The sequence below is a fragment of the Streptomyces mutabilis genome, from assembly GCF_046628145.1.
Classification (GTDB): domain Bacteria; phylum Actinomycetota; class Actinomycetes; order Streptomycetales; family Streptomycetaceae; genus Streptomyces; species Streptomyces mutabilis.
Genome location: NZ_CP176874.1, coordinates 2,045,569 through 2,071,724 on the forward strand (window position 1 = coordinate 2,045,569; position 26,156 = coordinate 2,071,724).

At 70.0% G+C, this 26,156-nt stretch carries 19 protein-coding genes and 1 tRNA gene; 10 read left to right on the plus strand and 10 right to left on the minus strand.

The window, feature by feature from the left end; translation table 11 throughout:
* Positions 1-15 precede the first annotated feature (15 nt).
* From ACLIN4_RS09050 to ACLIN4_RS09065, 4 genes are read left to right on the plus strand one after another with little or no spacing between them, the layout of a single operon-like run.
* On the plus strand, positions 16-948 hold the full coding sequence (locus tag ACLIN4_RS09050) for a branched-chain amino acid ABC transporter permease (protein ID WP_107476837.1): 933 nt from the start codon (positions 16-18) through the stop codon (positions 946-948).
* Positions 949-953: 5 nt separating this feature from the next.
* Positions 954-2,780, plus strand: a complete 1,827-nt coding sequence (locus ACLIN4_RS09055) for a branched-chain amino acid ABC transporter permease (RefSeq protein WP_107476836.1) — start codon at positions 954-956, stop codon at positions 2,778-2,780.
* Between the two features lie 4 nt (positions 2,781-2,784).
* Complete coding sequence (locus ACLIN4_RS09060; RefSeq protein WP_107476835.1) at positions 2,785-3,720, plus strand: ABC transporter ATP-binding protein; 936 nt, start codon at positions 2,785-2,787, stop codon at positions 3,718-3,720.
* Positions 3,717-4,433 carry an ABC transporter ATP-binding protein gene (locus tag ACLIN4_RS09065; RefSeq protein ID WP_100044705.1) on the plus strand — a complete coding sequence of 239 codons (717 nt, stop codon included), beginning with the start codon at positions 3,717-3,719 and terminating at the stop codon, positions 4,431-4,433. Before ACLIN4_RS09060 ends, ACLIN4_RS09065 begins: the two co-directional genes overlap by 4 nt.
* A 68-nt stretch (positions 4,434-4,501) precedes the next feature.
* On the opposite strand, the gene ACLIN4_RS09070 is transcribed toward ACLIN4_RS09065, so the two are convergent.
* Positions 4,502-5,158, minus strand: coding sequence for an ANTAR domain-containing response regulator (locus tag ACLIN4_RS09070; RefSeq protein ID WP_019328077.1), 657 nt, complete (start codon positions 5,156-5,158; stop codon positions 4,502-4,504).
* Between the two features lie 100 nt (positions 5,159-5,258).
* On the opposite strand from ACLIN4_RS09070, the gene ACLIN4_RS09075 reads away from it, so the two are divergent.
* Positions 5,259-5,341, plus strand: a tRNA-Leu gene (locus ACLIN4_RS09075).
* A gap of 83 nt (positions 5,342-5,424) precedes the next feature.
* Complete coding sequence (locus ACLIN4_RS09080; protein ID WP_143668507.1) at positions 5,425-6,213, plus strand: helix-turn-helix domain-containing protein; 789 nt, start codon at positions 5,425-5,427, stop codon at positions 6,211-6,213.
* Between the two features lie 2 nt (positions 6,214-6,215).
* Here the strand turns inward: ACLIN4_RS09080 and pyk are convergent, their stop codons facing one another.
* Entirely contained in the window at positions 6,216-7,652 is a 1,437-nt protein-coding gene (gene pyk / locus ACLIN4_RS09085) for a pyruvate kinase (RefSeq protein WP_289910997.1), read from the minus strand.
* A gap of 220 nt (positions 7,653-7,872) precedes the next feature.
* On the opposite strand from pyk, the gene ACLIN4_RS09090 reads away from it, so the two are divergent.
* Positions 7,873-9,687, plus strand: coding sequence for a bifunctional metallophosphatase/5'-nucleotidase (locus ACLIN4_RS09090; protein ID WP_411575651.1), 1,815 nt, complete (start codon positions 7,873-7,875; stop codon positions 9,685-9,687).
* A gap of 24 nt (positions 9,688-9,711) precedes the next feature.
* Here the strand turns inward: ACLIN4_RS09090 and ACLIN4_RS09095 are convergent, their stop codons facing one another.
* From ACLIN4_RS09095 to ACLIN4_RS09115, 5 genes are all read right to left on the minus strand, one after another.
* Positions 9,712-11,124: a lysine N(6)-hydroxylase/L-ornithine N(5)-oxygenase family protein gene (locus tag ACLIN4_RS09095; RefSeq protein ID WP_307652963.1), complete on the minus strand. Its 1,413-nt coding sequence runs from the start codon at positions 11,122-11,124 to the stop codon at positions 9,712-9,714.
* Positions 11,121-12,491 (minus strand): pyridoxal phosphate-dependent decarboxylase family protein, encoded by a 1,371-nt coding sequence (locus ACLIN4_RS09100; protein ID WP_307652962.1) that lies wholly within the window; start codon positions 12,489-12,491, stop codon positions 11,121-11,123. The genes ACLIN4_RS09095 and ACLIN4_RS09100 overlap by 4 nt, the downstream gene beginning before the upstream one ends.
* A gap of 144 nt (positions 12,492-12,635) precedes the next feature.
* Positions 12,636-15,134, minus strand: a complete 2,499-nt coding sequence (pepN, locus tag ACLIN4_RS09105; protein ID WP_307652961.1) for an aminopeptidase N — start codon at positions 15,132-15,134, stop codon at positions 12,636-12,638.
* A gap of 133 nt (positions 15,135-15,267) precedes the next feature.
* Complete coding sequence (locus ACLIN4_RS09110; RefSeq protein ID WP_100044712.1) at positions 15,268-15,606, minus strand: chorismate mutase; 339 nt, start codon at positions 15,604-15,606, stop codon at positions 15,268-15,270.
* A gap of 59 nt (positions 15,607-15,665) precedes the next feature.
* Complete coding sequence (locus ACLIN4_RS09115) at positions 15,666-16,124, minus strand: GNAT family N-acetyltransferase (RefSeq protein WP_289911005.1); 459 nt, start codon at positions 16,122-16,124, stop codon at positions 15,666-15,668.
* 120 nt (positions 16,125-16,244) lie between these two features.
* Between ACLIN4_RS09115 and ACLIN4_RS09120 the strand changes: the two genes are divergently transcribed.
* A complete protein-coding gene (locus tag ACLIN4_RS09120; protein WP_307652960.1) occupies positions 16,245-17,144 on the plus strand; it encodes a hypothetical protein in 900 nt (299 codons plus the stop codon).
* 88 nt (positions 17,145-17,232) lie between these two features.
* Here ACLIN4_RS09120 and ACLIN4_RS09125 read toward each other — a convergent pair whose 3' ends face one another.
* Positions 17,233-17,955 carry a vWA domain-containing protein gene (locus tag ACLIN4_RS09125; protein WP_107476828.1) on the minus strand — a complete coding sequence of 241 codons (723 nt, stop codon included), beginning with the start codon at positions 17,953-17,955 and terminating at the stop codon, positions 17,233-17,235.
* 153 nt (positions 17,956-18,108) lie between these two features.
* On the opposite strand from ACLIN4_RS09125, the gene ACLIN4_RS09130 reads away from it, so the two are divergent.
* Together ACLIN4_RS09130 and ACLIN4_RS09135 are read left to right on the plus strand one after the other, a co-directional pair.
* Positions 18,109-19,044 (plus strand): rhomboid family intramembrane serine protease, encoded by a 936-nt coding sequence (locus tag ACLIN4_RS09130; RefSeq protein ID WP_411575652.1) that lies wholly within the window; start codon positions 18,109-18,111, stop codon positions 19,042-19,044.
* 13 nt (positions 19,045-19,057) lie between these two features.
* Positions 19,058-19,960 (plus strand): chitosanase, encoded by a 903-nt coding sequence (locus tag ACLIN4_RS09135; RefSeq protein ID WP_107476827.1) that lies wholly within the window; start codon positions 19,058-19,060, stop codon positions 19,958-19,960.
* Between the two features lie 133 nt (positions 19,961-20,093).
* Here ACLIN4_RS09135 and ACLIN4_RS09140 read toward each other — a convergent pair whose 3' ends face one another.
* Both ACLIN4_RS09140 and gltB read right to left on the minus strand, forming a co-directional pair.
* Positions 20,094-21,557: a glutamate synthase subunit beta gene (locus ACLIN4_RS09140; RefSeq protein ID WP_307652958.1), complete on the minus strand. Its 1,464-nt coding sequence runs from the start codon at positions 21,555-21,557 to the stop codon at positions 20,094-20,096.
* Positions 21,550-26,088 (minus strand): glutamate synthase large subunit, encoded by a 4,539-nt coding sequence (gene gltB / locus ACLIN4_RS09145; protein ID WP_307652957.1) that lies wholly within the window; start codon positions 26,086-26,088, stop codon positions 21,550-21,552. The genes ACLIN4_RS09140 and gltB overlap by 8 nt, the downstream gene beginning before the upstream one ends.
* Positions 26,089-26,156 lie beyond the last annotated feature (68 nt).

Here is a 26,156-nt window from a genome sequence, read left to right on the forward strand (position 1 = left end):
CTCGGAGGACATGCGGTGAACGAACTGCCGCAGCAGCTGGTCAACGGCCTGCTACTGGGATCCATGTACGGGTTGATCGCCATCGGCTACACAATGGTCTACGGCATCGTCCAGCTCATCAACTTCGCCCACGGCGAGATCTTCATGACCGGCGCCTTCGGCGCACTCACGGTCTACATATACGTCCTGCCCGACGGCACCTCCATGCTGCTCGCCCTGCCCCTCATGCTGCTCGGCGCCGTGGTGGTCTCCGTCACCGTCGCCGTCGGGGCGGAACGGTTCGCCTACCGCCCCCTGCGCGGCGCACCCCGACTCGCGCCCCTCATCACCGCCATCGGCCTCTCCCTCGCTCTCCAGCAGGCAGTGTGGGCCTGGTACCCCGACGCCAAATCCGCGCGCACCTTCCCCCAGATCGACGGCGGCCCCTTCCACATCGGCGACGTCACCCTCCAGACCGGCGACATCTTCCTGCTCATCGCGGCCCCCGTCAGCATGGCCATCCTCGCCTACTTCGTGATGCGCACCCGCACCGGACGCGGCATGCAGGCCACCGCCCAAGACCCGGACACCGCCAAACTGATGGGCGTCAACACCGACCGCATCATCGTCGTCGCCTTCGCCCTCGGCGCCGTCTTCGCCGCCGTCGGAGCCGTCGCCTACGGCCTCAAATACGGCCAGATCGAGTTCAAGATGGGCTTCATCCTCGGACTCAAGGCCTTCACCGCAGCCGTCCTCGGCGGCATCGGCAACATCTACGGCGCCATGATCGGCGGCGTCGTCCTCGGCATCGCCGAGACCCTGGCCACCGCCTACATCGCCGACATCCCCGGCCTCGACCAGTTCGGCAGCCAGTCCTGGGCCGACGTCTGGGCCTTCATCCTCCTCATCCTCGTGCTGCTGTTCAGGCCACAGGGCCTGCTCGGCGAACGCGTTGCGGACAGGGCGTGACACCGATGACCACACAGACCACCACACCGAAGACCGCCGGCACCCCCACCGCGGGCGACACCTCCGGCCTCATCGGCATGCCCCCGCACATCGGACGGGCCCTCGCCACCGGCGGCGGCGCCCTCACCGTCGCCTCCACCTTCCTCGCCTGGACCTGGACCGCCGAATTCCCGGGCGACCTCACCGTCTACGGCTACCCCGGCGGACTCCAGGTCCTGGTCCTCATCGCCGGCGCCCTCACCACCCTCCTCGGCCTCGCCTCGTACGGCGTCAAAGGACTGCGCTGGCTGATCCCCGCCGGCGGCGACGCCGCCCTCAAATTCGCCGCCCTCGCCGCCTTCGCGACCACCTGGTACACGATGATCGCGATCAGCGCCAAGCTCGGCGGCCTCGTCAACCTCGAACCCGGCGGCTACATCGCCGCGGCCGCCACCCTCATCGCACTCCTCGGCGCACTCGCCCTCCCCTTCGAACGACCCGCGCCCGACCCCTTCGACCCCGACGACACCGGCTGGGAACAGTTCAAGCACACCAGCTCCCAGAACTGGCAGACCATCAAGGCGGCCTTCGCCTCCGGCACCCCCCGCCCCGTCCGCGCCCTGCCCTCCTACGCCGAGATCCTCATCATCGTCGGCATCCTCGCCGTCGCCCTCCTCGTCTTCACCTACGGCATCGGCACCGAGTACGACGAACTCTTCGTCGGCTTCCTCATCGTCGCCGGCCTCGGCTTCACCGCCCTCCACCGGGCCGGCCTCATCGCCCAGGCCACCGAGATCACCGCCCGGCACCAGAACATCACCGTCTGCGGCGCCTTCATCGCCGCGGCCTGCTTCCCCTTCACCCAGTCCGACGACCAGTACGCCACCCTCGGCGTCTACATCCTGATCTTCGCCACCGTCGCCCTCGGCCTGAACATCGTCGTCGGCCTCGCCGGCCTCCTCGACCTCGGCTACGTGGCCTTCCTCGGCGTCGGCGCCTACGCCGCCTCCATGGTCTCCGGCTCCCCCAGCTCACCCTTCGACCTGCACCTCCCCTTCTGGGCCGCCGTCCTCGTCGGCGCCGCCGCCTCACTCGTCTTCGGCGTCCTCATCGGCGCACCCACCCTGCGACTGCGCGGCGACTACCTCGCCATCGTCACCCTCGGCTTCGGCGAGATCTTCCGCATCACCGCCAACAACCTCGACGGCACCTCCGGCCCGGACGTCACCAACGGCTCCAACGGCATCTCCTCCATCCCCGACCTCAACATCCTCGGCTTCGACATGGGGATCGCACACGACATCGGCGGCTTCACCATCGGCCGGTTCGCCAACTACTTCTTCCTGATGCTCCTCATCACGGCCGTCGTCGTCCTCGTCTTCCGACGCAGCGGCGACTCCCGCATCGGACGCGCCTGGGTCGCCATCCGCGAGGACGAGACCGCCGCCCTCGCCATGGGCATCAACGGCTTCCGCGTCAAACTCATCGCCTTCGCCGTCGGCGCCTCCCTCGCCGGACTCGCCGGCACCGTCCAGGCCCACGTGACCTACACCGTCACCCCCGAGCAGTACCTCTTCGCCGGCACCACCCCGCCCAACTCCGCCTTCCTCCTCGCCGCGGTCGTCCTCGGCGGCATGGGCACCATCGCCGGCCCCCTCATCGGTGCCGCACTGCTCTTCCTCATCCCCAACAAGCTGCAGTTCCTCGACGACTACCAGCTCTTCGCCTTCGGACTCGCACTCGTCCTGCTCATGCGCTTCCGCCCCGAAGGCCTGGTCGCCAACCGGCGCCGCAAACTCGAATTCCACGAAGAGGCCGAAGCGCCCACCACCCTGAGCAAGACAGGGGCCTGACCACATGACCACCGACACCACCACCAAGGACACCACCCCGGGCGCCCCCGCCCCCGGCACCACCGTCCTCGACGCACGCGGCGTCACCATGCGCTTCGGCGGCCTCACCGCCGTCAACGGCGTCGACCTCACCGTCAACAGCGGCGAGATCGTCGGCCTCATCGGCCCCAACGGCGCAGGCAAGACCACCTTCTTCAACTGCCTGACCGGCCTCTACATCCCCACCGAAGGCGAAGTCCGCTACAAGGGCAAGGTCCTGCCGGCCAAGTCCTTCAAGGTCACCGCCGCCGGCATCGCCCGCACCTTCCAGAACATCCGCCTCTTCGCCAACATGACGGTCCTCGAGAACGTCCTCGTCGGCCGCCACACCCGCACCAAAGAAGGCTTCTGGTCCGCCGTCCTGCGCGGCCCCGGCTTCCACAAGGCCGAAGCCACCTCACGCGAACGCGCCATGGAACTCCTCGAGTTCGTCGGCCTCGCCGACAAGGCCGAGCATCTCGCACGGAACCTGCCCTACGGCGAACAGCGCAAGCTCGAGATCGCCCGCGCCCTTGCCAGCGAACCCGGCCTGCTCCTCCTCGACGAACCGACCGCCGGCATGAACCCCCAGGAGACGCGGGCCACCGAAGAACTCGTCTTCGCCATCCGCGACAAGGGCATCGCCGTCCTCGTCATCGAGCACGACATGCGCTTCATCTTCAACCTCTGCGACCGCGTCGCCGTCCTCGTCCAGGGCGAAAAACTCGTCGAAGGCGACAGCGCCACCGTCCAGGGCGACGAACGCGTCGTAGCCGCCTACCTCGGCGAACCCCTCGACAACGACCCCGGCGCCGCCGAAGCCGCCGAAGTCGAAGCCGCCGAGGCCGCCCAGGCATCCGAGGCCCCCCAGGCCGACGACACCACCACGGACATCGCGGCCGGCAAGGAGAACGACCGATGACCGCACTCCTCGAGGTCGAAGACCTCCGCGTCGCCTACGGCAAGATCGAAGCCGTCAAAGGCATCTCGTTCAAGGTCGACGCCGGCCAGGTCGTCACCCTCATCGGCACCAACGGAGCCGGCAAGACCACCACCCTGCGCACCCTCTCCGGCCTCCTCAAGCCGGTCGGCGGACAGATCAAGTTCGGCGGCAAGTCGCTCAAGAAGGTCCCCGCCCACCAGATCGTCTCCCTCGGGCTCGCCCACTCCCCCGAGGGGCGGCACATCTTCCCCCGCATGACGATCGAGGACAACCTCCGCCTCGGCGCCTTCCTCCGCAACGACAAACCAGGCATCGAGAAGGACATCCAGCGCGCCTACGACCTCTTCCCCATCCTCGGCGAACGCCGCAAGCAAGCCGCGGGCACCCTCTCCGGCGGCGAACAGCAGATGCTCGCCATGGGCCGCGCCCTCATGTCCCAGCCCAAACTGCTCATGCTCGACGAACCCTCCATGGGCCTCTCGCCGATCATGATGCAGAAGATCATGCAGACCATCGCCGAACTCAAGTCCCAGGGCACCACCATCCTGCTCGTCGAACAGAACGCCCAGGCCGCCCTCTCCCTGGCCGACCAGGGCCACGTCATGGAGGTCGGCAACATCGTCCTCTCCGGCAGCGGCCAGGACCTCCTCCACGACGAATCCGTCCGCAAGGCCTACCTCGGCGAGGACTGAACCGCCCCGGACACGACTGAGGCCCGCGCCCCCCACCGGGGACGCGGGCCTCACCCACACTCTCTCGATCAGCCCTTCGACGCCTTCTTCTCCTCGGCGTCCTGAATGACCGCCTCGGCCACCTGCTGCATCGACATCCGCCGGTCCATCGACGTCTTCTGGATCCACCGGAACGCCGCCGGCTCCGTCAGCCCGTACTCCGTCTGGAGCACCGACTTCGCCCGGTCCACCAGCTTCCGCGTCTCCAGCCGCTGGCTGAGGTCGGCGACCTCCTTCTCCAGCGTCTTCAGCTCCGTGAAGCGCGAGACGGCCATCTCGATCGCCGGAACGACGTCACTCTTGCTGAACGGCTTCACCAGGTACGCCATCGCCCCGGCGTCCCGCGCCCGCTCCACCAGGTCGCGCTGCGAGAACGCCGTCAGCATCAGCACCGGCGCGATGCTCTCCTCCGCGATCTTCTCCGCCGCCGAGATGCCGTCCAGCTTGGGCATCTTCACGTCGAGGATCACGAGGTCCGGCTTGTGCTCCCGGGCCAGCTCCACGGCCTGCTCCCCGTCACCGGCCTCACCGACGACGGAGTACCCCTCCTCCTCCAGCATCTCTTTGAGATCCAGCCGGATGAGCGCCTCGTCCTCGGCGATGACGACACGGGTCGTCAGCGGAGGCACGTGCGACTTGTCGTCATCGTTCACGTCGGCGGGCTGGGGCGACTCGGGGGCGGTCACGTGGGCGCTCCTTGTTCCGGGGCAGGCGGTACTGCTGGTAGGCAGCGTACCTAGCTGCGGCTGCATCGGGTGAACCGGTACACTCCTACGGGGCTGTCCGGCCGGGTTGGCGGAATGGCAGACGCTGATGTCTCAAACACATCTGTCCGAAAGGGCGTGCGGGTTCGAATCCCGCACCCGGCACTCCCGCAAAGCGGAGGCTCACGTTCTTGTGAACCTCCGCTTTTTGCCGCTTCGGGCACCTCTCCGTGACAGACAGTGTTCGTGTGAACTTCCACAGCACTGATGTACGACAGAAGGCGCTCACCCTGCTGCGCGGCGGCGCCAAGAATGCGGACGTGTCCCGGAGACTGAACGTCCCGATGGGCACGATCGGCTACTGGAAGCACTTGGACCGCGCCGCGCGCGGCGAATGCCCGGGCAAACATGATCCGAGTTGCCCGAGGTGCCACGGTCGGCATCTGGACGCGTCCGCCTACAGCTACCTCTTGGGTCTCTACCTCGGCGACGGCCACATCAGCCGCTATTCCGGGCACCGTGTACCCAACCTCATGGTCGCCTGTGCCGACTCGTGGCCCGGTCTTGTCGATGACTGCGAACGGGCTGTGCGCACTGTCTTCCCCGACAACTCGGTCTGCCGGGTCCGAAAGACCGGCTGCCAATACGTCAAGGTCTACTCGAAGCACCTGTCCTGCCTCTTCCCGCAACACGGCCCCGGCAAGAAGCACGACCGCCGGATCTCTCTCGCCCCCTGGCAACAGACGATCGTCGACACCCATCCATGGGAGTTCATCCGCGGACTGATCCACTCCGACGGATGCCGTATCACCAATTGGACGACCAGGCTCGTCGGTGGCGTGCCCAAGCGCTACGAATACCCGCGGTACCTTTTCACCAACAAGTCGGACGACATCCGGAAGCTCTTCACGGACACCCTCGACAAAGTCGGCGTCCGGTGGACCATCCTCGCGCGCGGCAGTGACCCCTTCAACGTCTCCGTGGCCCGCAAAGCCTCCGTAGCCCTCATGGACACCCACGTCGGCCCCAAGTACTGAGGTCAAGCAGGACCGTCGTCCTCCCCGATGTGGTGCACCCGCACCAGATTGGTCGTGCCCGACACCCCCGGCGGCGAGCCCGCCGTGATGACCACGACGTCGCCCTTCTCGCAGCGGCCGTAGCGGGTCAGGAGTTCGTCCACCTGGTCGACCATCGCGTCCGTGGAGTCGACGTGGGGGCCGAGGAAGGTCTCCACGCCCCAGGTCAGGCTGAGCTGTGAGCGTGTCGCCGGTTCGGGGGTGAAGGCGAGCAGGGGGATGGGTGAGCGGTAGCGGGAGAGGCGGCGGACGGTGTCGCCGGACTGGGTGAAGGCGACGAGGTACTTGGCTCCGAGGAAGTCGCCGATCTCGGCCGCCGCGCGGGCGACCGCGCCGCCCTGGGTGCGGGGCTTGTTGCGTTCGGTGAGCGGGGGGAGGCCCTTGGCGAGGATGTCCTCCTCGGCCGCCGCGACGATCTTGGCCATGGTGCGCACGGTGTCGACGGCGTGTTTGCCGACGCTGGTCTCGCCGGAGAGCATCACCGCGTCGGTGCCGTCGATGACGGCGTTGGCGACGTCGGAGGCTTCGGCGCGGGTGGGCCGGGCGTTGTCGATCATGGAGTCGAGCATCTGGGTGGCGACGATGACCGGCTTGGCGTTGCGCTTCGCCAGCTTGATCGCGCGCTTCTGGACGATCGGCACCTGTTCGAGGGGCATCTCGACGCCGAGGTCGCCGCGGGCGACCATGATGCCGTCGAAGGCGGCGACGATGTCCTCGATGTTCTCGACGGCCTGGGGCTTCTCGACCTTGGCGATGACGGGGAGGCGGCGGCCTTCGTCGTCCATGATGCGGTGGACGTCGAGGACGTCGCGGCCGCTGCGGACGAAGGAGAGGGCGACGACGTCGAAGCCGGCCCGCAGTGCCCAGCGCAGGTCGTCCTCGTCCTTCTTGGAGAGGGCGGGGACGGAGACGGCGACGCCGGGGAGGTTGAGGCCCTTGTGGTCGGAGACCATGCCGCCTTCGATCACCCTGGTGCGGACCCGGGGTCCGTCGACGTCGGTGACCTCCAGGCAGACCTTGCCGTCGTCGACGAGGACGCGTTCGCCGGGGGTGACGTCGGCGGCGAGGCCGGCGTAGGTGGTGCCGCAGGTGTGGCGGTCGCCCTCCACGCCCTCTTCGACGGTGATGGTGAAGGTGTCGCCGCGTTCAAGGAGTACGGGTCCTTCGGCGAAGTGGCCGAGCCTGATCTTCGGGCCCTGAAGGTCGGCGAGGGCGCCGACGCTGCGGCCGGTTTCGTCGGCTGCTTTGCGGACTCGGCGGTAGCGCTCTTCGTGTTCGGCGTGGGTGCCGTGGCTGAAATTGAAGCGGGCGATGTCCATTCCGGCGTCGACCAGGGCTTTGATCTGGTCGTACGAGTCGGTGGCGGGCCCCAGGGTACAGACGATCTTTGCTCGGCGCATGGGTCGAGCCTATGACTTACTGCCGGGTAGCGAATTGGGCGCGCATGTCCACTCAACAACCTTTGAGTAAAGGGTTATTGACAAGTGTTGAATTGTGCGCCCGTCCGCTCCGATGAGCATTCGAGTCGGCCGTCACCCCTTGACAGAGGGCATGTTCAGGACAGAATCTACGCGCGTTGCCGATGTCGTGCACGGGTCACTGAACCGAGGAGAGCCAGCCATGCCGTTGAACCGCCGGAAGTTCCTGAGCAGGTCCGCAGTGACGGGGGCGGGTGTCGCGCTGGCCGGCGCGGTGGCGGCTCCGGCGGCCGAGGCGGCCCCGGCCCACGAGGGCCACCGGGGTGGCCGGAAGCCCAAGCGGTACGCGCTGACCGTCCTCGGCACCACCGATCTGCACGGGCACGTCTTCAACTGGGACTACTTCAAGGACGCCGAGTACTCCGACGCGGCGGGCAACGCCCAAGGCCTGGCCCGCGTCTCCACGCTGGTGAAGCAGGTCCGCGAGGAGAAGGGCCGCGGCAACACGCTGCTGCTGGACGCGGGTGACACGATCCAGGGCACCCCGCTGACGTACTACTACGCCAAGGTCGACCCGATCACCGCCGAGGGTGGTCCGGTGCACCCGATGGCGCAGGCGATGAACGCGATCGGGTACGACGCGGTGGCGCTCGGGAATCACGAGTTCAATTACGGCATCGAGACGCTGCGCAAGTTCGAGGAGCAGTGCGATTTCCCGCTGCTGGGTGCGAACGCGGTGGACGCGAAGACGCTGAAGCCCGCCTTCCCGCCGTACTTCATGAAGACGTTCCGGGTGAAGGGCGCGCCGCCGGTGAAGGTGGCGGTGCTGGGGCTGACGAATCCGGGTATCGCGATCTGGGACAAGGCGTACGTGCAGGGGAAGCTGGCGTTCCCGGGTCTTGAGGAGCAGGCGGCCAAGTGGGTGCCGAAGCTGCGTTCGATGGGCGCGGACGTGGTGGTGGTGTCGGCGCACTCGGGGTCGTCGGGCACGTCGTCGTACGGTGACCAGCTTCCGTACGTGGAGAACGCGGCGGCGAACGTGGCGAGGCTGGTGCCGGGCATCGACGCGATCCTGGTGGGGCACGCGCACCAGGAGATCGCGGAGCTGAAGGTCGTGAACGAGGAGACCGGCAGGACGGTCGTGCTGTCGGAGCCGCTGTGTTACGCGGAGCGGCTGACCCTGTTCGATTTCGAGCTGGTCTTCGAGCGGGGCCGGTGGCACGTGGAGTCGGTGAAGGCGTCGCTGCGTGACTCCAGCACGGTCGAGGACGACCCGGAGATCACCGGGTTGCTCTCGGACGAGCACGCGAAGGTCGTGGCGTACGTCAATCAGGTGGTCGGTACGGCGACCGAGACGTTGACGACGGTGGAGGCGCGTTACAAGGACGCGCCGATCATCGACCTGATCACGAAGGTGCAGGAGGACGTGGTCAGGGAGGCGCTGGCGGGTACGGAGTACGCTTCGCTGCCGGTTCTGGCCCAGGCTTCACCCTTCTCGCGGACGTCCGAGATTCCGGCCGGTGACGTGACGATCCGGGATCTGTCGAGTCTGTACGTGTACGACAACACGCTGGTGGCGAAGTTGATGACGGGCGCCCAGTTGCGGGCGTACCTGGAGTACTCGGCGGAGTACTACGTGCGGACGGCGGCCGGTGCGCCGGTGGACGTGGCGAAGCTGACCAACGCGAACGGCCGTCCGGACTACAACTACGACTACGTGTCGGGGCTGACGTACGAGGTCGACATCGCGCAGGCGCCCGGTTCGCGGATCAAGAAGCTGGCGTACGAGGGCGCCCCGTTGGCGGACGACGCGCGGTTCGTACTCGCGGTGAACAACTACCGGGCCAACGGTGGTGGTGCGTTCCCGCATGTGGCGTCGGCCCAGGAGTTGTGGTCGGAGTCGACCGAGATCCGTACGCGGATCGCCGAGTGGGTCACGGCGAAGGGTGTGCTGGACCCGAAGGACTTCGCGTCGGTGGACTGGAAGCTGACGCGGGACGGTGTGCCGGTGTTCTGAGCCCGGAGTTTTCGAGGGGCGGCCTCAGATTCCTTCCACCAGCGGGGTGAGAGCCCGGTGGTCGCGTGCGGAGGGGATCTGGGGCTGTGCGCGTTCCAGGCCGAAGGTGGTGAAGGCGGTGCGGCTGGGGAGCGGGTAGGGGTTCCGTCCGGTGACGTCGTTGAGGATTGTGGCGCTGCGCCAGGCGGCGAGGCCGAGGTCGGGTGTGCCGACGCCGTGGGTGTGGGTCTCGGCGTTCTGGACGTAGACGTGTCCGGTGACGGAGGGGTCGAGGAGGAGGCGGAAGCGTTCGTCGACGCGGGGGCGTTCGTGGCTGTCGCGTCGCATGTAGGGGTCGAGGCCGGCGAGGACGCGGCCGAGGGGGCGTTCGCGGTAGCCGGTGGCGAGGACGACGGCGTCGGTGGTGAGGCGGGAGCGGGTCTTCTGCTGGGCGTGTTCGAGGTGGAGTTCGATCCTGGTGGTGGAGACGCGGCCGGCGGTGCGGACGTGGACGCCGGGGGTGAGGACGGTGTCGGGCCAGCCGCCGTCGAGGGTGCGGCGGTAGAGCTCGTCGTGGATGGCGGCGGTGGTGTCGGCGTCGATGCCCTTGTGGAGTTGCCACTGGGCGGCGACGAGGCGGTCGCGGACGGGTTCGCTCAGGGCGTGGAAGTAGCGGGTGTAGTCGGGGGTGAAGTGCTCGAGGCCGAGTTTGGAGTACTCCATGGGGGCGAAGGCTTCGGTGCGGCCGAGCCAGTGGAGTTTCTCGTGTCCGGCGGGGCGGTGGCGGAGCAGGTCGAGGAAGATCTCGGCGCCTGACTGGCCGGTGCCGATGACGGTGATGTGTCCGGCGGTGAGCAGGGTCTCGCGGTGCCGGAGGTAGTCGGCGGCGTGGACGACGGGGACGTCGGGGGTGTCGACGAGGGGTTTGAGCGGGTCGGGGACGTGCGGTTCGGTGCCGATGCCGAGGACGACGTTCTTCGTGTAGGTGCGGCCGAGGGCGTCGGCTTCTCCGTCGGGGTCGAGTCGGGTGTAGTCGACTTCGAAGAGGTCTCGTTCGGGGTTCCAGCGGACGGCGTCGACCTGGTGGTGGAAGCGGAGGGTGGTGAGGTTCTCGGCGACCCAGCGGCAGTAGGCGTCGTATTCGGCGCGCTGGATGTGGAAGCGTTCGGCGAAGTAGAAGGGGAAGAGGCGTTCTCGGGCCCTGAGGTGGTTGAGGAAGGTCCACGGGCTGGCGGGGTCGGCGAGGGTGACGAGGTCGGCGAGGAAGGGGACTTGGATGCGGGCGCCGTCGATGAGGAGGCCGGGGTGCCAGTGGAAGGCGGGGCGCTGGTCGTAGAAGACGGTGTCGAGGTCGGTGAGGGGGTCGGCGAGGGCGGCGAGGGACAGGTTGAAGGGGCCGATGCCGATGCCGACGAGGTCGCGGGGGGTTTCGTGGGTGGGGTGTGCGGGGGTGTTCATCGGGGGGTGCGTCCTTCCAGGGAGTTTTCCACGTGGGTCAGGAGGGCGGCGAGGTCGCCGGGCCGCGTGTGGGGGTTGAGGAGGGTCGCCTTGAGCCAGAGGCGGTCGTCGGCGCGGGCGCGGCCGAGGACGGCGGTGCCGGTGGTGAGGAGGGTGCGGCGTACGGCGGCGACGGTGGTGTCGGTGGCGTGTGCGGGGCGGAACAGGACGGTGCTGATGGTGGGCGGGGCGTGCAGTTCGAACGCGGGGTGGGTGTCGACGAGGGCGGCGAACCGCTCGGCGTGGGCGCAGACCTCGTCGACGAGCGCGCCGAGTCCGGCGCGGCCGAGGGTCTTGAGGGTGACGGCGATCTTGAGGATGTCGGGGCGGCGGCTGGTGCGTGGGGAGCGGCCGAGGAGGTCGGGGAGGCCCGCGTCGGTGTCGTCGTCGGCGTTGAGGTAGTCGGCGTGGTGGTGGAGGGCGGCGAGGTCGTCGGGGTCGGTGACGGTGAGGAGGCCGGCGGCGATCGGTTGCCAGCCGAGTTTGTGCAGGTCGAGGGCGACGGTGTCGGCGGCTTCCAGTCCGGCGAGTCTGTGGCGGTGCCGGTCGCTGAAGAGGAGGCCCCCGCCGTAGGCGGCGTCGATGTGGAGGCGGGCGCCGTGGGCGGCGCAGCGGTCGGCGATCTCGGGGAGCGGGTCGATGAGGCCGGCGTCGGTGGTGCCGGCGGTGGCGATGACGAGGTGGGGGCCGGGGACCTGGGTGAGGGCTTCGTCGAGTGCGGCGGGGTCGAGGGTGCCGGCGGGTGCGGGGACGGCGACGGGTTCGGGCAGGCCGGTCAGCCAGGCGGCGCGGGGTACGGAGTGGTGGGCGTTGGCGCCGTGGAGGAGTCGTAGGCCGGCGCCGTGGGTCTCGCGGGCGAGCAGGACGGCGAGGTGGTTGGACTCGGTGCCGCCGGTGGTGACGAGGGCGTCGGTGGCGCCGGTCTCCCGGGCGAGGGTGTGGGTGAGGAGGGCTTCGAGGGCGGAGGCGGCGGGGGCCTGGTCCCAGGAGTCGAGGGAGGGGTTGAGGGCGCTGGCGGCGAGGTCGGCGGCGGTGGCGACGGCGAGTGGTGGGCCGTGCAGGTGGGCGGCGCACAGGGGGTGGGCGGGGTCGGCGGCGCCTTCGGCGAGTGCGGTGACGAGGGTGTGCAGTGCGTCGGGGTCGCCGTGGTCGGGCAGGAGTTCGCCGGCCGCCTTCGTGACCTTGGCGGTGACGGCGTCGGGGCCGCCTGCGGGCAGGGGGCCGCCGCGGGCGGCGGTGCCGGTGCGCAGGGCGTCGAGCACGGTGTCGAGCAGGGGCCGCAGGGTGTCGGGGCCGTGCGGGCCCGAGGCGAGGGGCGGCAGGCCCATGGGCTGGCCTCCGGGCGGGGGGACTGGGGTTCCAGCTTGGACGCGGTCGCGTCCGTACGCCCGGACAGCTCAATGATCACTACCCGAAAGGGGTATCCGTGCGGCCGGTTCCGGCCCGGTGTGCGGGAGCCGGCCGCCTCCGGGTCAGTTGGTGGCCGCCTCCCGTACGCGCAGGGCGCGGGCCAGGTCGTCGAGCTGGTCGGTGAGTTTGCGGCGCAGGGCGGGGATGGGGTCGGCGTCGCTCAGGCACTGCCGGCCGAGCCGCAGGGTGTCGGTGTCGACGGCGTGGGCGGGGAAGGCCCAGCGGCCGGCGGCTTCGGCGATGGCGGGGCCGCGGCGGGCGGCGACGGCGACGGATTCGGCGTAGTAGCGGGGGACGTAGTCGCGTACGAGGTCGGCCTGTTCGGGTTGCCAGAAGCCCTGGGCGGTGGCGGTGAACAGGTAGTTGGAGAGGTCGTCGGTGGCGAACATGGCGTCCCAGGCGCGGCTCTTGGCCTCGGCGTCGGGCAGGGCGGCGCGGCAGCGGGCGGCGCCTTCCTGGCCGGTGGCGCTGGGGTCTGCGGCGAGTTCGGCGGTGATGGCGGTCTCGTCGGTGGCGCCGAGGACGGCGAGGCGGGTGAGGATGCGCCAGCGCAGTTCGGGGTCGAGTTCGGGGCCGCCGGGGACGGTGCCGTCGGCGAGCCAGGCGGCGATGGTGTCGGGGTGGGCGGCGGTGGCGATGCGGTGGCGGACGGCGATCAGGCGCAGTCCGGGGTGGTCGCCGTCCTCGGTGCGGCGGATGAGGTCGCGGCACAGGTCGGTGAGGGTGGTGAGGGCGGCGGGCCGCTGCTCGGGGGTGACGTAGCGGTCGGCGACCTGGGTGCCGGCGAAGGTGAGGACGCCGTCGACGAGGGCGAGGTCGGTTTCGTGCGGGAGGTGGGTGCGGGCGATGTCGAGGTAGGCGGTGGGGGCGAGTGCGCCGTCGCGGACGGCGTCGCGCAGGGCGTTCCAGACGACGGCGCGGGTGAGGGGGTCGGGCAGGCCGGACAGGCCGGTGCGCAGGGTCTGGAAGGAGTCGGCGTCGAAGCGGATCTTGGCGTAGGTGACGTCGCCGTCGTTGAGGACGGTGAGGGCGGGGCGTTTGCCGATGGGCGTCGGTTCGCTCTGGGGTACGTCGATGTCGAGGCGGGTGCGCAGGGTGAGGCGGCCTTCGTCGGTGAGGTCGGGGTCGTAGAGGCCGACGCAGACGCGGTGGGGGCGGCTGCCGGTGCGGTCGACGGTGAGGGCGCGGTCGCCGTTGTCGCCGGTGACGCGGGGGGTGATGGTGTCGACGCCGGTGGTGCGCAGCCAGGCGTCGGCCCAGGCGTGGACGTCGCGGTCGGTGGCGGCGGCGAGGGAGTCGATGAAGTCGGCGAGGGTGGCGTTGGCGAACTTGTGCCGTTCGAAGTGGGTGTTGATGCCGGCAAGGAAGTCCTTCTCGCCGAGCCAGGTGACGAGCTGGCGCAGGGCGGAGGCGCCCTTGGCGTAGGAGATGCCGTCGAAGTTGAGGAGGGCGGAGGCGGTGTCCGAGACGTTCTCGGGGGCGACGGGGTGGGTGGAGGGGCGCTGGTCGGCGTCGTAGCCCCAGGGTTTGCGGGTGACGCCGAAGCCGGTCCAGGTGCCGGTGAAGCGGGTGGCTTCGTCGGTGGTCTGGTAGCCCATGTACTCGGCGAAGGACTCGTTGAGCCAGATGTCGTCCCACCACTTGAGGGTGACGAGGTCGCCGAACCACATGTGGGCCATCTCGTGGGCGATGGTCACGGCGCGGGTCTGGCGCTGGGTGTCGGTGACGGCGGAGCGGAAGACGTACTCGTCGCGGAAGGTGACGAGGCCGGGGTTCTCCATGGCGCCGGCGTTGAACTCGGGGACGAACGCCTGGTCGTAGGAGTCGAAGGGGTAGGGCTCGGTGAACTTCTCGTGGTAGCGGTCGAAGCAGCCGCGGGTGATCTCGAACAGTTCGTCGGCGTCGGCGTCGAGGTGGCGGGCGAGGGAGCGGCGGCAGTGGATGCCGAAGGGCAGGCCGCGGTGTTCGGTGCGTACGGAGTGCCAGGGGCCGGCGGCGACGGCGACGAGGTAGGTGGAGATGCGGGGGGTGGTGGCGGCCTTCCAGTGGCCGTCGCCGGTGTGTTCGGTGATGCCGTTGGCGAGGACGGTCCAGCCTTCGGGGGCGGTGACGGTGAGGTCGAAGACGGCCTTGAGGTCGGGCTGGTCGAAGGCGGCGTAGACGCGCTGGACGTCGTCGAGGAAGAGCTGGGTGTAGACGTAGGTCTCGCCGTCGGCGGGGTCGGTGAAGCGGTGCATGCCCTCGCCGGTGCGGGAGTAGCGCATGGCCGCGTCGACGCGCAGTTCGTGCTCGCCGGGGGTGAGGTTCTTCAGTGCGAGCCGGTTCTCGTCGAGGGCGGCGGGGTCGAGGGGGTGTCCGTCCAGGGTGACGGTGCGCAGCTCGGCGGGCTTGACCTCGACGAAGGTGTCCGTGGTGTCCGTCTCGCCGCGCACGGTGAAGCGGATGACGGTGCGGGAGTCGAAGGTGTCGTCCCCACGGGTGAGATCGAGGTCGATCGCGTAGTGGTGGACGTCGAGGAGCCTGGCACGGGTCTGCGCTTCGTCGCGCGTGAGTACGGACATGGACGCCATGCTGCCTGATGGCGTCGGCAGGGCACAGAGGCGGATCGGTACGCGGGGTATGTCCGGTCGGTTTCGGAGGGCGGCGCGCTCCCCGGCGCGCGCCCCCGTGGGCGGGGGCGCCGCCGCTCGGGGGTCAGGCGGGGCCGGTGCCGTTGTTCTCCGCGATGCGCTCGTGGTGGTGGATCACCTCGGCGATGATGAAGTTCAGGAACTTCTCGGCGAACGCCGGGTCCAGCTTGGCGCTCTCGGCGAGGGCGCGCAGGCGGGCGATCTGCTTGGCCTCGCGGGCCGGGTCGGCGGGCGGCAGCTGGTGCCGGGCCTTGAGGTGGCCGACCTGCTGGGTGCATTTGAAGCGCTCGGCGAGCATGTGGACGACGGCCGCGTCGATGTTGTCGATGCTGTCCCTCAGTCGGGCCAGCTCCTCGCGGACGGCGGGGTCGACGGCACCGGTACCGGTGTTGCTGGTGGTCATGGGGGCTCACCCTACGGGCGGGCGCCGGGGCGTCGCAGACCGTCTCAGGGCCCGAGAACCTATTCGGTGGTGCGCTGTCCGATGCGCTTGTGGAAGTACACGTCCTCGTGTCCGCCGGGTACGCCCTGGATGCGGCCCCGCTCCTGGAAGCCGAGCTTCGGGTAGAAGCCGGGTGCCTGGAAGGTGTAGGTGGACACGATCATGTCGGTGCAGCCGCGCCGGGCGGCCTCGTCCTCGGCCTCGCGCATGAACCGGCTCCCCCAGCCGGCCTGCCGCTGGTCCTCCCGCACCCACAGCATGTCGACCGAGGCGAGGGTGGACCAGGTCCAGCCGGTCAGTCCGCCGATCAGGGCGCCCTCGGCGTCGGTGGCGCGCACGGTGAGGGGCCGGGTGCGGGCGCCGTGGGCGGCGGCGGTGTTGAAGGCGGTCAGTTCGTCGTCGAGCCGCTTTTCCAGGTCGTCGTCGGCGCCGCCCACGTGCAGGGTGGCGCCCGGTGCGGTGTGCTGTTCGCCGGTCACGGTCCGGATTCTGCCCGGAGGCCCGGGGCGGGGCGAACGGTTTCGGCCGGGCGGTGACGGCCGGTGGTGCGGGGCTCCTCGTACAGTGGGAGGAGGGTTCAGGCGTCTTGGGGGTCGGGCGTGGCGAACGGCGGACCGGTCGAGCACGGTTTTCCGCACCTGGAGACGGTGCGGGCCGCCGTCACCGCGCTGTACCGGCGGTTGTCGTACGACACCGTGCGGACGTTCTCGGCGAGTGTGCCTCCGGCGGACGTGGCGTTCTGCGACACCGACGACCTGTATCTGGGCGCCCAGCGGGTGGCTCACGAGCTGGTGCGTCACTACCGTCTCCCGGACGCCCGGATGATCGTCTCCTTCCGGGAGATGACGCACGCGGCGCACGTGGAGCTGACGGCGGGCCCCGAGTACTTCATCGAGTTGAACGACCGCTTCCGCACTCATCGCCGGGACATCGGCGCGGCGCTGGCGCACGAGGTGATGCACGTGTACCTGCACCGCCTGGACCTGTCCTTCCCCGGCACCCGGGACAACGAGATCCTCACGGACACGGCGACGACGTATCTGGGTGCCGGCTGGCTGCTGCTGGACGCCTACCGGGAGGACGGGGCGTCGTCGCAGAAGCTGGGGTATCTGACGCCGGAGGAGTTCGGGTACGTGCTGGCCAAGCGGGCGCTGGTGTTCGGGGAGGACCCGTCGGTGTGGTTCACCAGTCCGCAGGCGTACGAGGCGTACGGCAAGGGTCTGGCGCGGGCCCGCCGGGACGAGCGGCAGCCGCCGCTGACGGCGGCCGGCTGGGCGGGCCGCCGCCGGTACGCGCGGGACCGCAGGCAAGCGCAGGGTCCGCACGCCTCGTCCGTCCCGCCGGAGGACGGCCCTTACGCGTTCACCTCGCGGGAGCACGGCCCGCTGCGGGTGTCGTTCCCGTGCCCGACCTGTCACCAGCGGATCAGGGTGCCGGTGCGGGGGCGGGTCCGGGCGCGGTGCGGGCTGTGCCGGACGGTGCTGGAGTGCGACACCTGACGGGTCGCCGGGGAGTTCGGGGGCGGCGCCTGTGTCCGGACGCACGCTTCTCTACGGCCCGCACGATGCCCTACGGCCGCACGCTTCCCTACGGCCGCACGATGCCCTGCGCCCGTGCGGCCACGAGCCACTTGGGGAACTCGCCCACCAGGCGGTCGTACAGCTCGGCGTCGGAGACCTTCCGCGGGTCGCGGCCGGCGTGGAAGAACCCGGCGTTGTCGACGACCCGCTTGTCCGGCACCGCCAGTTCGTCGAGTTTGCGCAGGTACTCGAACTGGCGGCTGCCCGGGTCGCCGAATCCGACGAACTGCCAGAACAGCGGCAGGGACGCCGCCTTGCACAGGTACCGCTCGGCGGCGAGCCGGTTGATCGGGCCGCCGTCGGTCTGGAAGACGACGAGGGCGGGGTGGCGGGCGCCGCTGTCGAGGTAGTGGTCGATGACGGCGTCCATGGCCAGGTGGTAGCTGGTCTTGCCCATGTGTCCGAGGCCGGCCACGATCCGCTCGACGCGTCCCCGGTGGTCGGCGAGGGCGATCTCGGTGACGGCGTCGACGTCCGTGGAGAAGAACACCACCGGCACGGTGCCGTCGTCGTCGAGGTGGGCGGACAGCCCCAGCACCCGGTCGGCGAGGGCCTGCACGCTGCCGTCCTTGTAGTACGGCTTCATCGATCCGGAGTAGTCGACGACGAGGTAGACCGCGGCCCGGGTCCCCTCCAGCCCGTGTTTCGTCAGCGACACCCCGGCGCGCTCGTACAGATCGACCAGCGCGGGCGCCGTCTCCCGCACCTTGGTGAGACTGATCGCGGACATGCGGACTCCCCCGTCACCCCTGGACTTGCGGCTTCTGGCTGCCGAGGTTACGGCACGGCGCACCCCGCCTCTCAGCTCGTCCACAGGCATTCGCTATTTTGTTCGCCGCCGTCCCCACCGGCTCACCGTCCGTCCCGCCCCGAGGAGCCGGCCGTGGATTCCGAGTCCACCGTCACGACCTGCTACCGCCATCCGGCGGTGGAGTGCCACGTCCGCTGCGCCCGCTGCGAGCGGTTCATCTGCCCGGACTGCATGCGTGAGGCCCCCGTCGGCCACCGGTGTCCCGAGTGCGTGAAGGAGGGGGCGCGGTCGGTCCGGCAGGCGCGGACCATCGCGGGCGGACGGGTCTCGGCGACGCCCCAGGTGACGTACGCGCTGTTCGCGCTGAACGTGGTCGCGTATCTGGCCGAGGTGGTGCGGCCGGAGATCGTGGACCGCTTCTCGATGGTCGGTGCGCGGCTGGTCGGCCCGGACGGCGGCCACCTGTCCGCCGATGGGGCGTACTTCGTCTTCGGCTCGCTCCGGACGGAGGGCGTGGCCGGTGGCGAGTGGGAGCGGATGCTCACCGCTTCCTTCCTCCACGTGTCGCCGTTCGACGGCGCCTTCGGCATCCTGCACATCACCCTGAACATGGTGGCGCTGTGGCAACTGGGGCGGGTGGTGGAGCTGATGCTGGGCCGGCTCCGATTCGTGGTGCTGTATCTGCTGTCCGCGCTGGGCGGTTCCGTCGCGCAGCTGCTGCTGGCCGATCCCGGGCAGTCTTCGGTCGGCGCTTCGGGGGCGGTCTTCGGCGTGGGTGCCGCGTACTACGTCCTGCACCGCAGGCTGGGCGCGGACCTGGCCGCGGTCAACCGTTTCATGATGCTCTTGTTGCTGTGGCTGGTGGTGTCCGCCGGGTTCACCTCCTGGCAGGGCCACCTGGGCGGACTGCTGGCCGGCGGCGCGGTGGCGCTGGCCTTCGCGTACGCGCCCCGGGACGGGCGCCGGGCGGCGGAGCAGACGGGGGCGTGCGCGGCGCTGCTGGCTCTGCTGGCGGTCGCGACGGTGAGCAGGGTGGCGGAACTGACAGGCTCAGGCATTTCCCTATGAGAGGTATTCCCCGATGAAACGTGCCGGTGTGCTGCTCCTCGCGGCCGTTCCCGTGATCGCCACGGGGGTGTACTTCGTGATGCCGACGGACTCGGCCGACGCCCCGGTGGCGCCTCCCGTGTCCTCCGCCCAGTCGTCCCGCCAGGACGCCAAGAGCCGGGCGGAGCAGGAGCGGGAGGCGGACGACGCGCTGATCGCCGACCTGCCGCCGGGGCTCGCCGACCCCGCGAAGAAGGAGCTGGCCCAGCAGTTGGTGTCCAGCGCCGAGAACTCGACGACCGAGTGGCGCACCTCGTACGGGACGATCGAGGACCTCGGCGACGGGTGCGGCTACACGGCGGGCATCATCGGCTTCTGCACGGCCACCCACGACCTGCTCACGCTGGTCGAGCGCTACACGAAGGCGCATCCGGACAACGGCCTGGCGACGTACCTGCCCGCCCTGCGCGAGGTGGACGGCACCGACTCCCACGAGGGTCTGGACCCCGGCTTCACGGCCGCCTGGCAGGCGGAGGCCGAGCGGCCGGAGTTCCGCAAGGCGCAGGAGGAGGAGCGCGACCGGGTCTACTTCGAGCCGGCGGTCCGCCTCGCCAAGCTGGACGGCCTCGGCACGCTCGGCCAGTTCGTGTACTTCGACGCGATGGTCTTCCACGGTCCCGACACGGACGCCGAGGGCTTCTACGGGCTGCGCGAGCGGGCCATGGAGAAGGCGAAGACGCCGGCCCGGGCAGGCTCCGAGAAGGCCTACCTCACGGCGTTCCTGGACGTCCGCCGCGAGGCCATGCTGGCCAAGCGTCCGGGCATCGACACCTCCCGCGTCGACACCGCACAGCGCCGGTGGCTGCGGGACGGGAACCTGGACCTGGACGTGCCGCTGGTGTGGGAGATGTACGGGGACACGTACCGGCTGCCGTAGGCGTCCGCGGGCGCATGCGACGGCGCCTGCCCCATTGTCCGGTCGGGGACAGGGCAGGCGCCATCAGTGTTCCGTACGCCTTTGTACGGGACGTTCTTCGGTTGTTCCGTCCGTCGGGACGGTTGTCCGTCCGTCAGACCGCGAGGGCGCGGTCCGTCGGGCGGATCGGGGCCGGCAGTTCGCTGGCCCCGGTCAGGAAGCGGTCGGCGCCGCGGGCGGCGGAGCGGCCCTCGGCGATCGCCCAGACGATGAGCGACTGGCCGCGGCCGGCGTCACCGGCGACGAACACACCCGGCACATTGGTCTGGAAGTCGGCGTCCCGGGCGATGTTACCGCGTTCGTCGAGCTCCAGGCCGAACTGGTCGACCAGGCCGTTCTCCCGGTCGGTGCCGGTGAAGCCCATGGCGAGGGTGACCAGCTGGGCCGGGATCTTGCGCTCGGTGCCCGGCTTCGGGGTGAGCTTGCCCTTGACGAACTCGACCTCGCTCATGTGCAGCCACTGGACGTTGCCGTCCTCGTCGCCCTCGAAGTGGGTGGTGGAGACGGCGTAGACCCGCTCGCCGCCCTCCTCGTGGGCGCTGGTGACCTTGTAGAGCATCGGGAAGGTCGGCCACGGCTGGGTGACCGGGTTCCGCTCCTCACCGGGCCGGGGCATGATCTCCAGCTGGGTGACGGAGGCCGCGCCCTGGCGGTGGGCGGTGCCCACGCAGTCGGCGCCGGTGTCGCCGCCGCCGATGACGACGACGTGCTTGCCCTCGGCCGTGATCGGGGGCGCCACGTAGTCGCCCTCCTGGACCTTGTTGGCCAGGGGCAGGTACTCCATCGCCTGGTGGATGCCGTTCAACTCGCGGCCGGGGACCGGCAGGTCGCGGGCGGTGGTGGCGCCGGCGGCGATGACGACGGCGTCGTAGCGCTTCTTCAGGTCGGTCGCCTTGAGGTCGCGGCCGATCTCGACGCCGGTGCGGAAGCGGGTGCCCTCCGCGCGCATCTGCTCGATGCGGCGGTTGATGTGCCGCTTCTCCATCTTGAACTCGGGGATGCCGTAGCGCAGCAGGCCGCCGATGCGGTCGGCGCGCTCGTAGACGGCGACGGTGTGGCCGGCCCGGGTGAGCTGCTGGGCGGCGGCCAGGCCCGCCGGGCCCGAACCGATGACGGCGACGGTCTTGCCGGACAGGCGCTCGGGGATCTGCGGGGCGACGTCCCCGGTCTCCCACGCCTTGTCGATGATGGAGACCTCGACGTTCTTGATGGTGACCGGCGGCTGGTTGATGCCGAGCACGCACGCCGACTCGCACGGGGCCGGGCACAGGCGGCCGGTGAACTCCGGGAAGTTGTTGGTGGCGTGCAGGCGCTCCTGCGCGGCCTGCCAGTCCTCGCGGTAGGCGTAGTCGTTCCACTCGGGGATCAGGTTCCCGAGCGGGCAGCCGTTGTGGCAGAACGGGATGCCGCAGTCCATGCACCGGCTGGCCTGCTTGCTGATGATCGGCAGCAGGGAGCCGGGGACGTAGACCTCGTTCCAGTCCTTGACGCGCTCCTCGACGGGGCGGGTCTTGGCGACCTCGCGCCCGTGGTTCAGAAAGCCCTTGGGATCAGCCATTGGTCGCCGCCTCCATCATCTTCTCGGTGATCTCGGTCTCGGAGAGACCGGCTCGCTCGGCGGCGTCCTTGGCGGCGAGCACTGCCTTGTACGTACTGGGGATGATCTTGCTGAACCGCTCGACGGCGGCGGGCCACTCGGCGAGCAGCTTCTCGGCGACGGTGGAGCCCGTCTCCTCCTGGTGCCGGCGCACGACGTCGTGCAGCCATGCGCGGTCGGCGTCGTCCAGCGACTCGATCGCGCCGACGTTGCCCGCGTTGACGTTGTCGCGGTCCAGGTCGATGACGTAGGCGATGCCGCCGGACATGCCGGCCGCGAAGTTGCGCCCGGTCTCGCCGAGGACCACCGCGTGGCCGCCGGTCATGTACTCGCAGCCGTGGTCGCCGACGCCCTCGGAGACGACCGTCGCGCCGGAGTTGCGGACGCAGAAGCGCTCGCCGACCTTGCCGCGCAGGAACATCTCGCCGCCGGTGGCGCCGTAGCCGATGGTGTTGCCGGCGATGGTGGAGTACTCGGCGAGGTGGTCGGCGCCCCGGTCCGGGCGGACGATGATCCGGCCGCCGGAGAGGCCCTTGCCGACGTAGTCGTTGGCGTCGCCCTCCAGGCGCAGCGTGATGCCGCGCGGGACGAAGGCGCCGAACGACTGGCCCGCGGAGCCGGTGAAGGTGATGTCGACGGTGTCGTCGGGCAGGCCCGCGCCGCCGAACTTCTTGGTCACCTCGTGGCCGAGCATGGTGCCGACCGTGCGGTTGATGTTGCGGATGGCGACCTGGGCGCGCACCGGGGCGGCGTCGGTGGCGTCCGTGGCACCGAGCGCGTCCGCCGCGAGCTTGATCAGCTGGTTGTCGAGGGCCTTCTCCAGGCCGTGGTCCTGGACGGTCACCTGGTGGCGCACCGCGCCCTCGGGCAGCTCCGGCACGTGGAACAGCGGCTCCAGGTCCAGGCCCTGCGCCTTCCAGTGGTCGACGGCGCGGGTGACGTCGAGGGTCTCGGCGTGACCGACGGCCTCCTCGATGGAGCGGAAGCCCAGCTCGGCGAGGATCTCGCGGACCTCTTCGGCGATGAACTTGAAGAAGTTGACGATGTACTCGGCCTTGCCGGAGAACCGGTCGCGCAGCACCGGGTTCTGGGTGGCGATGCCGACCGGGCAGGTGTCCAGGTGGCAGACGCGCATCATGACGCAGCCGGAGACGACGAGCGGCGCGGTCGCGAAACCGAACTCCTCGGCGCCGAGCAGCGCGGCGATGACCACGTCCCGGCCGGTCTTGAGCTGGCCGTCGGTCTGCACGACGATCCGGTCGCGCAGGCCGTTGAGCAGCAGGGTCTGCTGGGTCTCGGCGAGGCCGAGCTCCCAGGGACCGCCCGCGTGCTTGAGCGACGTGAGCGGGGAGGCGCCCGTGCCGCCGTCGTGGCCGGAGATGAGGACGACGTCCGCGTGCGCCTTCGACACACCCGCCGCGACCGTGCCGACGCCGACCTCGGAGACCAGCTTGACGTGAATCCGCGCCTGCGGGTTCGCGTTCTTCAGGTCGTGGATCAGCTGGGCCAGGTCCTCGATGGAGTAGATGTCGTGGTGCGGCGGCGGGGAGATCAGGCCCACGCCGGGCGTCGAGTGACGCGTCTTGGCGACCCACGGGTAGACCTTGTGGCCGGGCAGCTGGCCGCCCTCGCCGGGCTTGGCGCCCTGGGCCATCTTGATCTGGATGTCGTCGGCGTTGACCAGGTACTCGGAGGTGACGCCGAAGCGGCCCGACGCCACCTGCTTGATCGACGAACGGCGCGCCGGGTCGTACAGGCGCTCCGGGTCCTCGCCGCCCTCACCGGTGTTGGACTTGCCGCCCAGCTGGTTCATGGCGATGGCGAGGGTCTCGTGCGCCTCCTGGGAGATGGAGCCGTACGACATGGCGCCGGTGGAGAAGCGCTTGACGATCTCGGAGACGGGCTCGACCTCGTCGATCGGGATCGGCTGCCGGTCGCTCTTGAAGCCGAACAGGCCGCGCAGCGTCATCAGCCGCTCGGACTGCTCGTTCACGCGCTCGGTGTACTTCTTGAAGATGTCGTACTTGCCGGAGCGCGTGGAGTGCTGGAGGCGGAAGACCGTCTCCGGGTCGAACAGGTGGGGCTCGCCCTCGCGGCGCCACTGGTACTCGCCGCCGATGTCGAGGGCGCGGTGGGCGGGCGCGATGCCGCTGGCCGGGTAGGCCTTGGCGTGGCGGGCGGCGACCTCCTGGGCGACGACGTCGATGCCGACGCCGCCGATCTTGGTGGCGGTGCCGTTGAAGTACTTATCGACGAAGGCCTCGTCCAGGCCGACGGCCTCGAAGACCTGGGCGCCGCGGTAGGAGGCGACGGTGGAGATGCCCATCTTGGACATGACCTTGAGGACGCCCTTGCCGAGGGCGTAGATCAGGTTCCGGATGGCCTGCTCGGACTCGATGCCGGGCAGGAAGGTGCCCGCGCGGACCAGGTCCTCGACGGACTCCATGGCCAGGTACGGGTTGACCGCGGCGGCGCCGTAGCCGATGAGCAGGGCGACGTGGTGGACCTCGCGGACGTCGCCGGCCTCGACCAGCAGGCCCACCTCGGTGCGCTGCTTGGTGCGGATGAGGTGGTGGTGGACGGCGGCGGTGAGCAGCAGCGACGGGATCGGCGCGTGCTCGGCGTCCGAGTGGCGGTCGGAGAGGACGATCAGCCGGGCGCCGTTCTCGATGGCGGCGTCGGTCTCGGCGCAGATCTCCTCTATGCGGGCGGCCAGCGCGTCGCCGCCGCCGTGCACCCGGTAGAGGCCGGAGAGGGTCGCGGCCTTGAAGCCGGGCATGTCGCCGTCGGCGTTGATGTGGATGAGCTTGGCCAGCTCGTCGTTGTCGATCACCGGGAACGGCAGCAGGACGCTGCGGCAGGAGGCGGCCGACGGCTCCAGCAGGTTGCCCTGCGGGCCCAGCGAGGAGCGCAGGGAGGTGACCAGTTCCTCGCGGATGGCGTCCAGCGGCGGGTTGGTGACCTGGGCGAACAGCTGGGTGAAGTAGTCGAAGAGCAGCCGGGGCCGGTCGGAGAGCGCGGCGATGGGCGAGTCGGTGCCCATGGAGCCGATCGGCTCGGCGCCGGCCTTGGCCATCGGCGCGAGGATGACGCGCAGCTCCTCCTCGGTGTACCCGAAGGTCTGCTGGCGGCGGGTGACCGAGGCGTGGGTGTGCACGATGTGCTCGCGCTCGGGCAGGTCGGACAGCTCGATCTCGCCGGCTTCCATCCACTCGCCGTACGGCTGCTCGGCGGCGAGCTGGGCCTTGATCTCGTCGTCCTCGATGATGCGGTGCTCGGCGGTGTCCACCAGGAACATGCGGCCGGGCTGAAGGCGGCCCTTGCGGACGACCTTCGCGGGGTCGATGTCGAGGACGCCGACCTCGGAGCCGAGGACGACGAGGCCGTCGTCGGTGACCCAGTAGCGGCCGGGGCGCAGACCGTTGCGGTCGAGGACCGCGCCGACCTGGGTGCCGTCGGTGAAGGTGACGCAGGCGGGGCCGTCCCAGGGCTCCATCATCGTGGAGTGGAACTGGTAGAAGGCGCGCCGCGACGGGTCCATGGAGTCGTGGTTCTCCCACGCCTCCGGGATCATCATCAGCACGGAGTGCGGCAGCGAGCGCCCGCCGAGGTGGAGCAGCTCCAGGACCTCGTCGAAGGAGGCGGAGTCCGAGGCGTCCGGCGTGCAGATGGGGAAGAGCCGGTCCAGGTCGGAGGACGAGCCGAAGACGTCGGAGGCGAGCTGGGACTCGCGGGCGCGCATCCAGTTGCGGTTGCCCTTGACCGTGTTGATCTCGCCGTTGTGCGCGACGAAGCGGTACGGGTGGGCGAGCGGCCAGCTCGGGAAGGTGTTGGTGGAGAACCGGGAGTGCACGAGCGCGATCGCGGAGGCGAAACGGCGGTCGGAGAGGTCCGGGAAGAAGGGCTCGAGCTGGCCGGTGGTCAGCATGCCCTTGTAGACGATGGTCCGCGCGGACAGCGACGGGAAGTAGACGCCGGCCTCGCGCTCGGCGCGCTTGCGCAGCGCGAAGGCGCGGCGGTCGAGGGCGATGCCCTGGGAGGCGCCGTCGGTCACGAAGATCTGGCGGAAGACCGGCATGGTCGAGCGGGCGGTGGCGCCGAGCATCTGCGGGGCGACCGGGACCTCGCGCCAGCCGAGGACGGTGAGGCCCTCCTCGTCGGCGATCGTCTCGATGCGTGAGACGGCGTCCTCGGTGCCGTCGACCGGCAGGAAGGCGATGCCGACGGCGTACGCCCCGGCCTCGGGCAGGTCGAATCCGGCCACCTCGCGGAAGAAGGCGTCGGGCACCTGGGAGAGGATGCCCGCGCCGTCGCCCGAGTCGGGCTCGGAGCCGGTGGCACCGCGGTGCTCCAGGTTGCGCAGCACGGTGAGTGCCTGGTCGACCAGGGTGTGCGATGCCTCGCCGGTGAGAGTGGCGACGAAACCGACGCCGCAGGCGTCGTGCTCGTTGCGGGGGTCGTACATACCCTGCGCGGCAGGGCGAGCATCCATGAAGGACCAGTTCTGGCCATTCGCGGAGTGCTGGGACGGCTGGCGCGGCGTACGCATCGGCTCTCCCG

Bases quoted from the DNA above. Each gene is read 5' to 3' on its own strand.
- ACLIN4_RS09055 (WP_107476836.1), top strand. From the start codon at position 954: ATGACCACACAGACCACCACACCGAAGACCGCCGGCACCCCCACCGCG.
- ACLIN4_RS09060 (WP_107476835.1), top strand. From the start codon at position 2,785: ATGACCACCGACACCACCACCAAGGACACCACCCCGGGCGCCCCCGCC.
- ACLIN4_RS09065 (WP_100044705.1), top strand. From the start codon at position 3,717: ATGACCGCACTCCTCGAGGTCGAAGACCTCCGCGTCGCCTACGGCAAG.
- pyk (WP_289910997.1), bottom strand. From the start codon at position 7,652: ATGCGCCGAGCAAAGATCGTCTGTACCCTGGGGCCCGCCACCGACTCG.
- ACLIN4_RS09090 (WP_411575651.1), top strand. From the start codon at position 7,873: ATGCCGTTGAACCGCCGGAAGTTCCTGAGCAGGTCCGCAGTGACGGGG.
- ACLIN4_RS09095 (WP_307652963.1), bottom strand. From the start codon at position 11,124: ATGAACACCCCCGCACACCCCACCCACGAAACCCCCCGCGACCTCGTC.
- ACLIN4_RS09100 (WP_307652962.1), bottom strand. From the start codon at position 12,491: ATGGGCCTGCCGCCCCTCGCCTCGGGCCCGCACGGCCCCGACACCCTG.
- pepN (WP_307652961.1), bottom strand. From the start codon at position 15,134: ATGTCCGTACTCACGCGCGACGAAGCGCAGACCCGTGCCAGGCTCCTC.
- ACLIN4_RS09110 (WP_100044712.1), bottom strand. From the start codon at position 15,606: ATGACCACCAGCAACACCGGTACCGGTGCCGTCGACCCCGCCGTCCGC.
- ACLIN4_RS09125 (WP_107476828.1), bottom strand. From the start codon at position 17,955: ATGTCCGCGATCAGTCTCACCAAGGTGCGGGAGACGGCGCCCGCGCTG.
- ACLIN4_RS09135 (WP_107476827.1), top strand. From the start codon at position 19,058: ATGAAACGTGCCGGTGTGCTGCTCCTCGCGGCCGTTCCCGTGATCGCC.
- ACLIN4_RS09140 (WP_307652958.1), bottom strand. From the start codon at position 21,557: ATGGCTGATCCCAAGGGCTTTCTGAACCACGGGCGCGAGGTCGCCAAG.
- gltB (WP_307652957.1), bottom strand. From the start codon at position 26,088: ATGGATGCTCGCCCTGCCGCGCAGGGTATGTACGACCCCCGCAACGAG.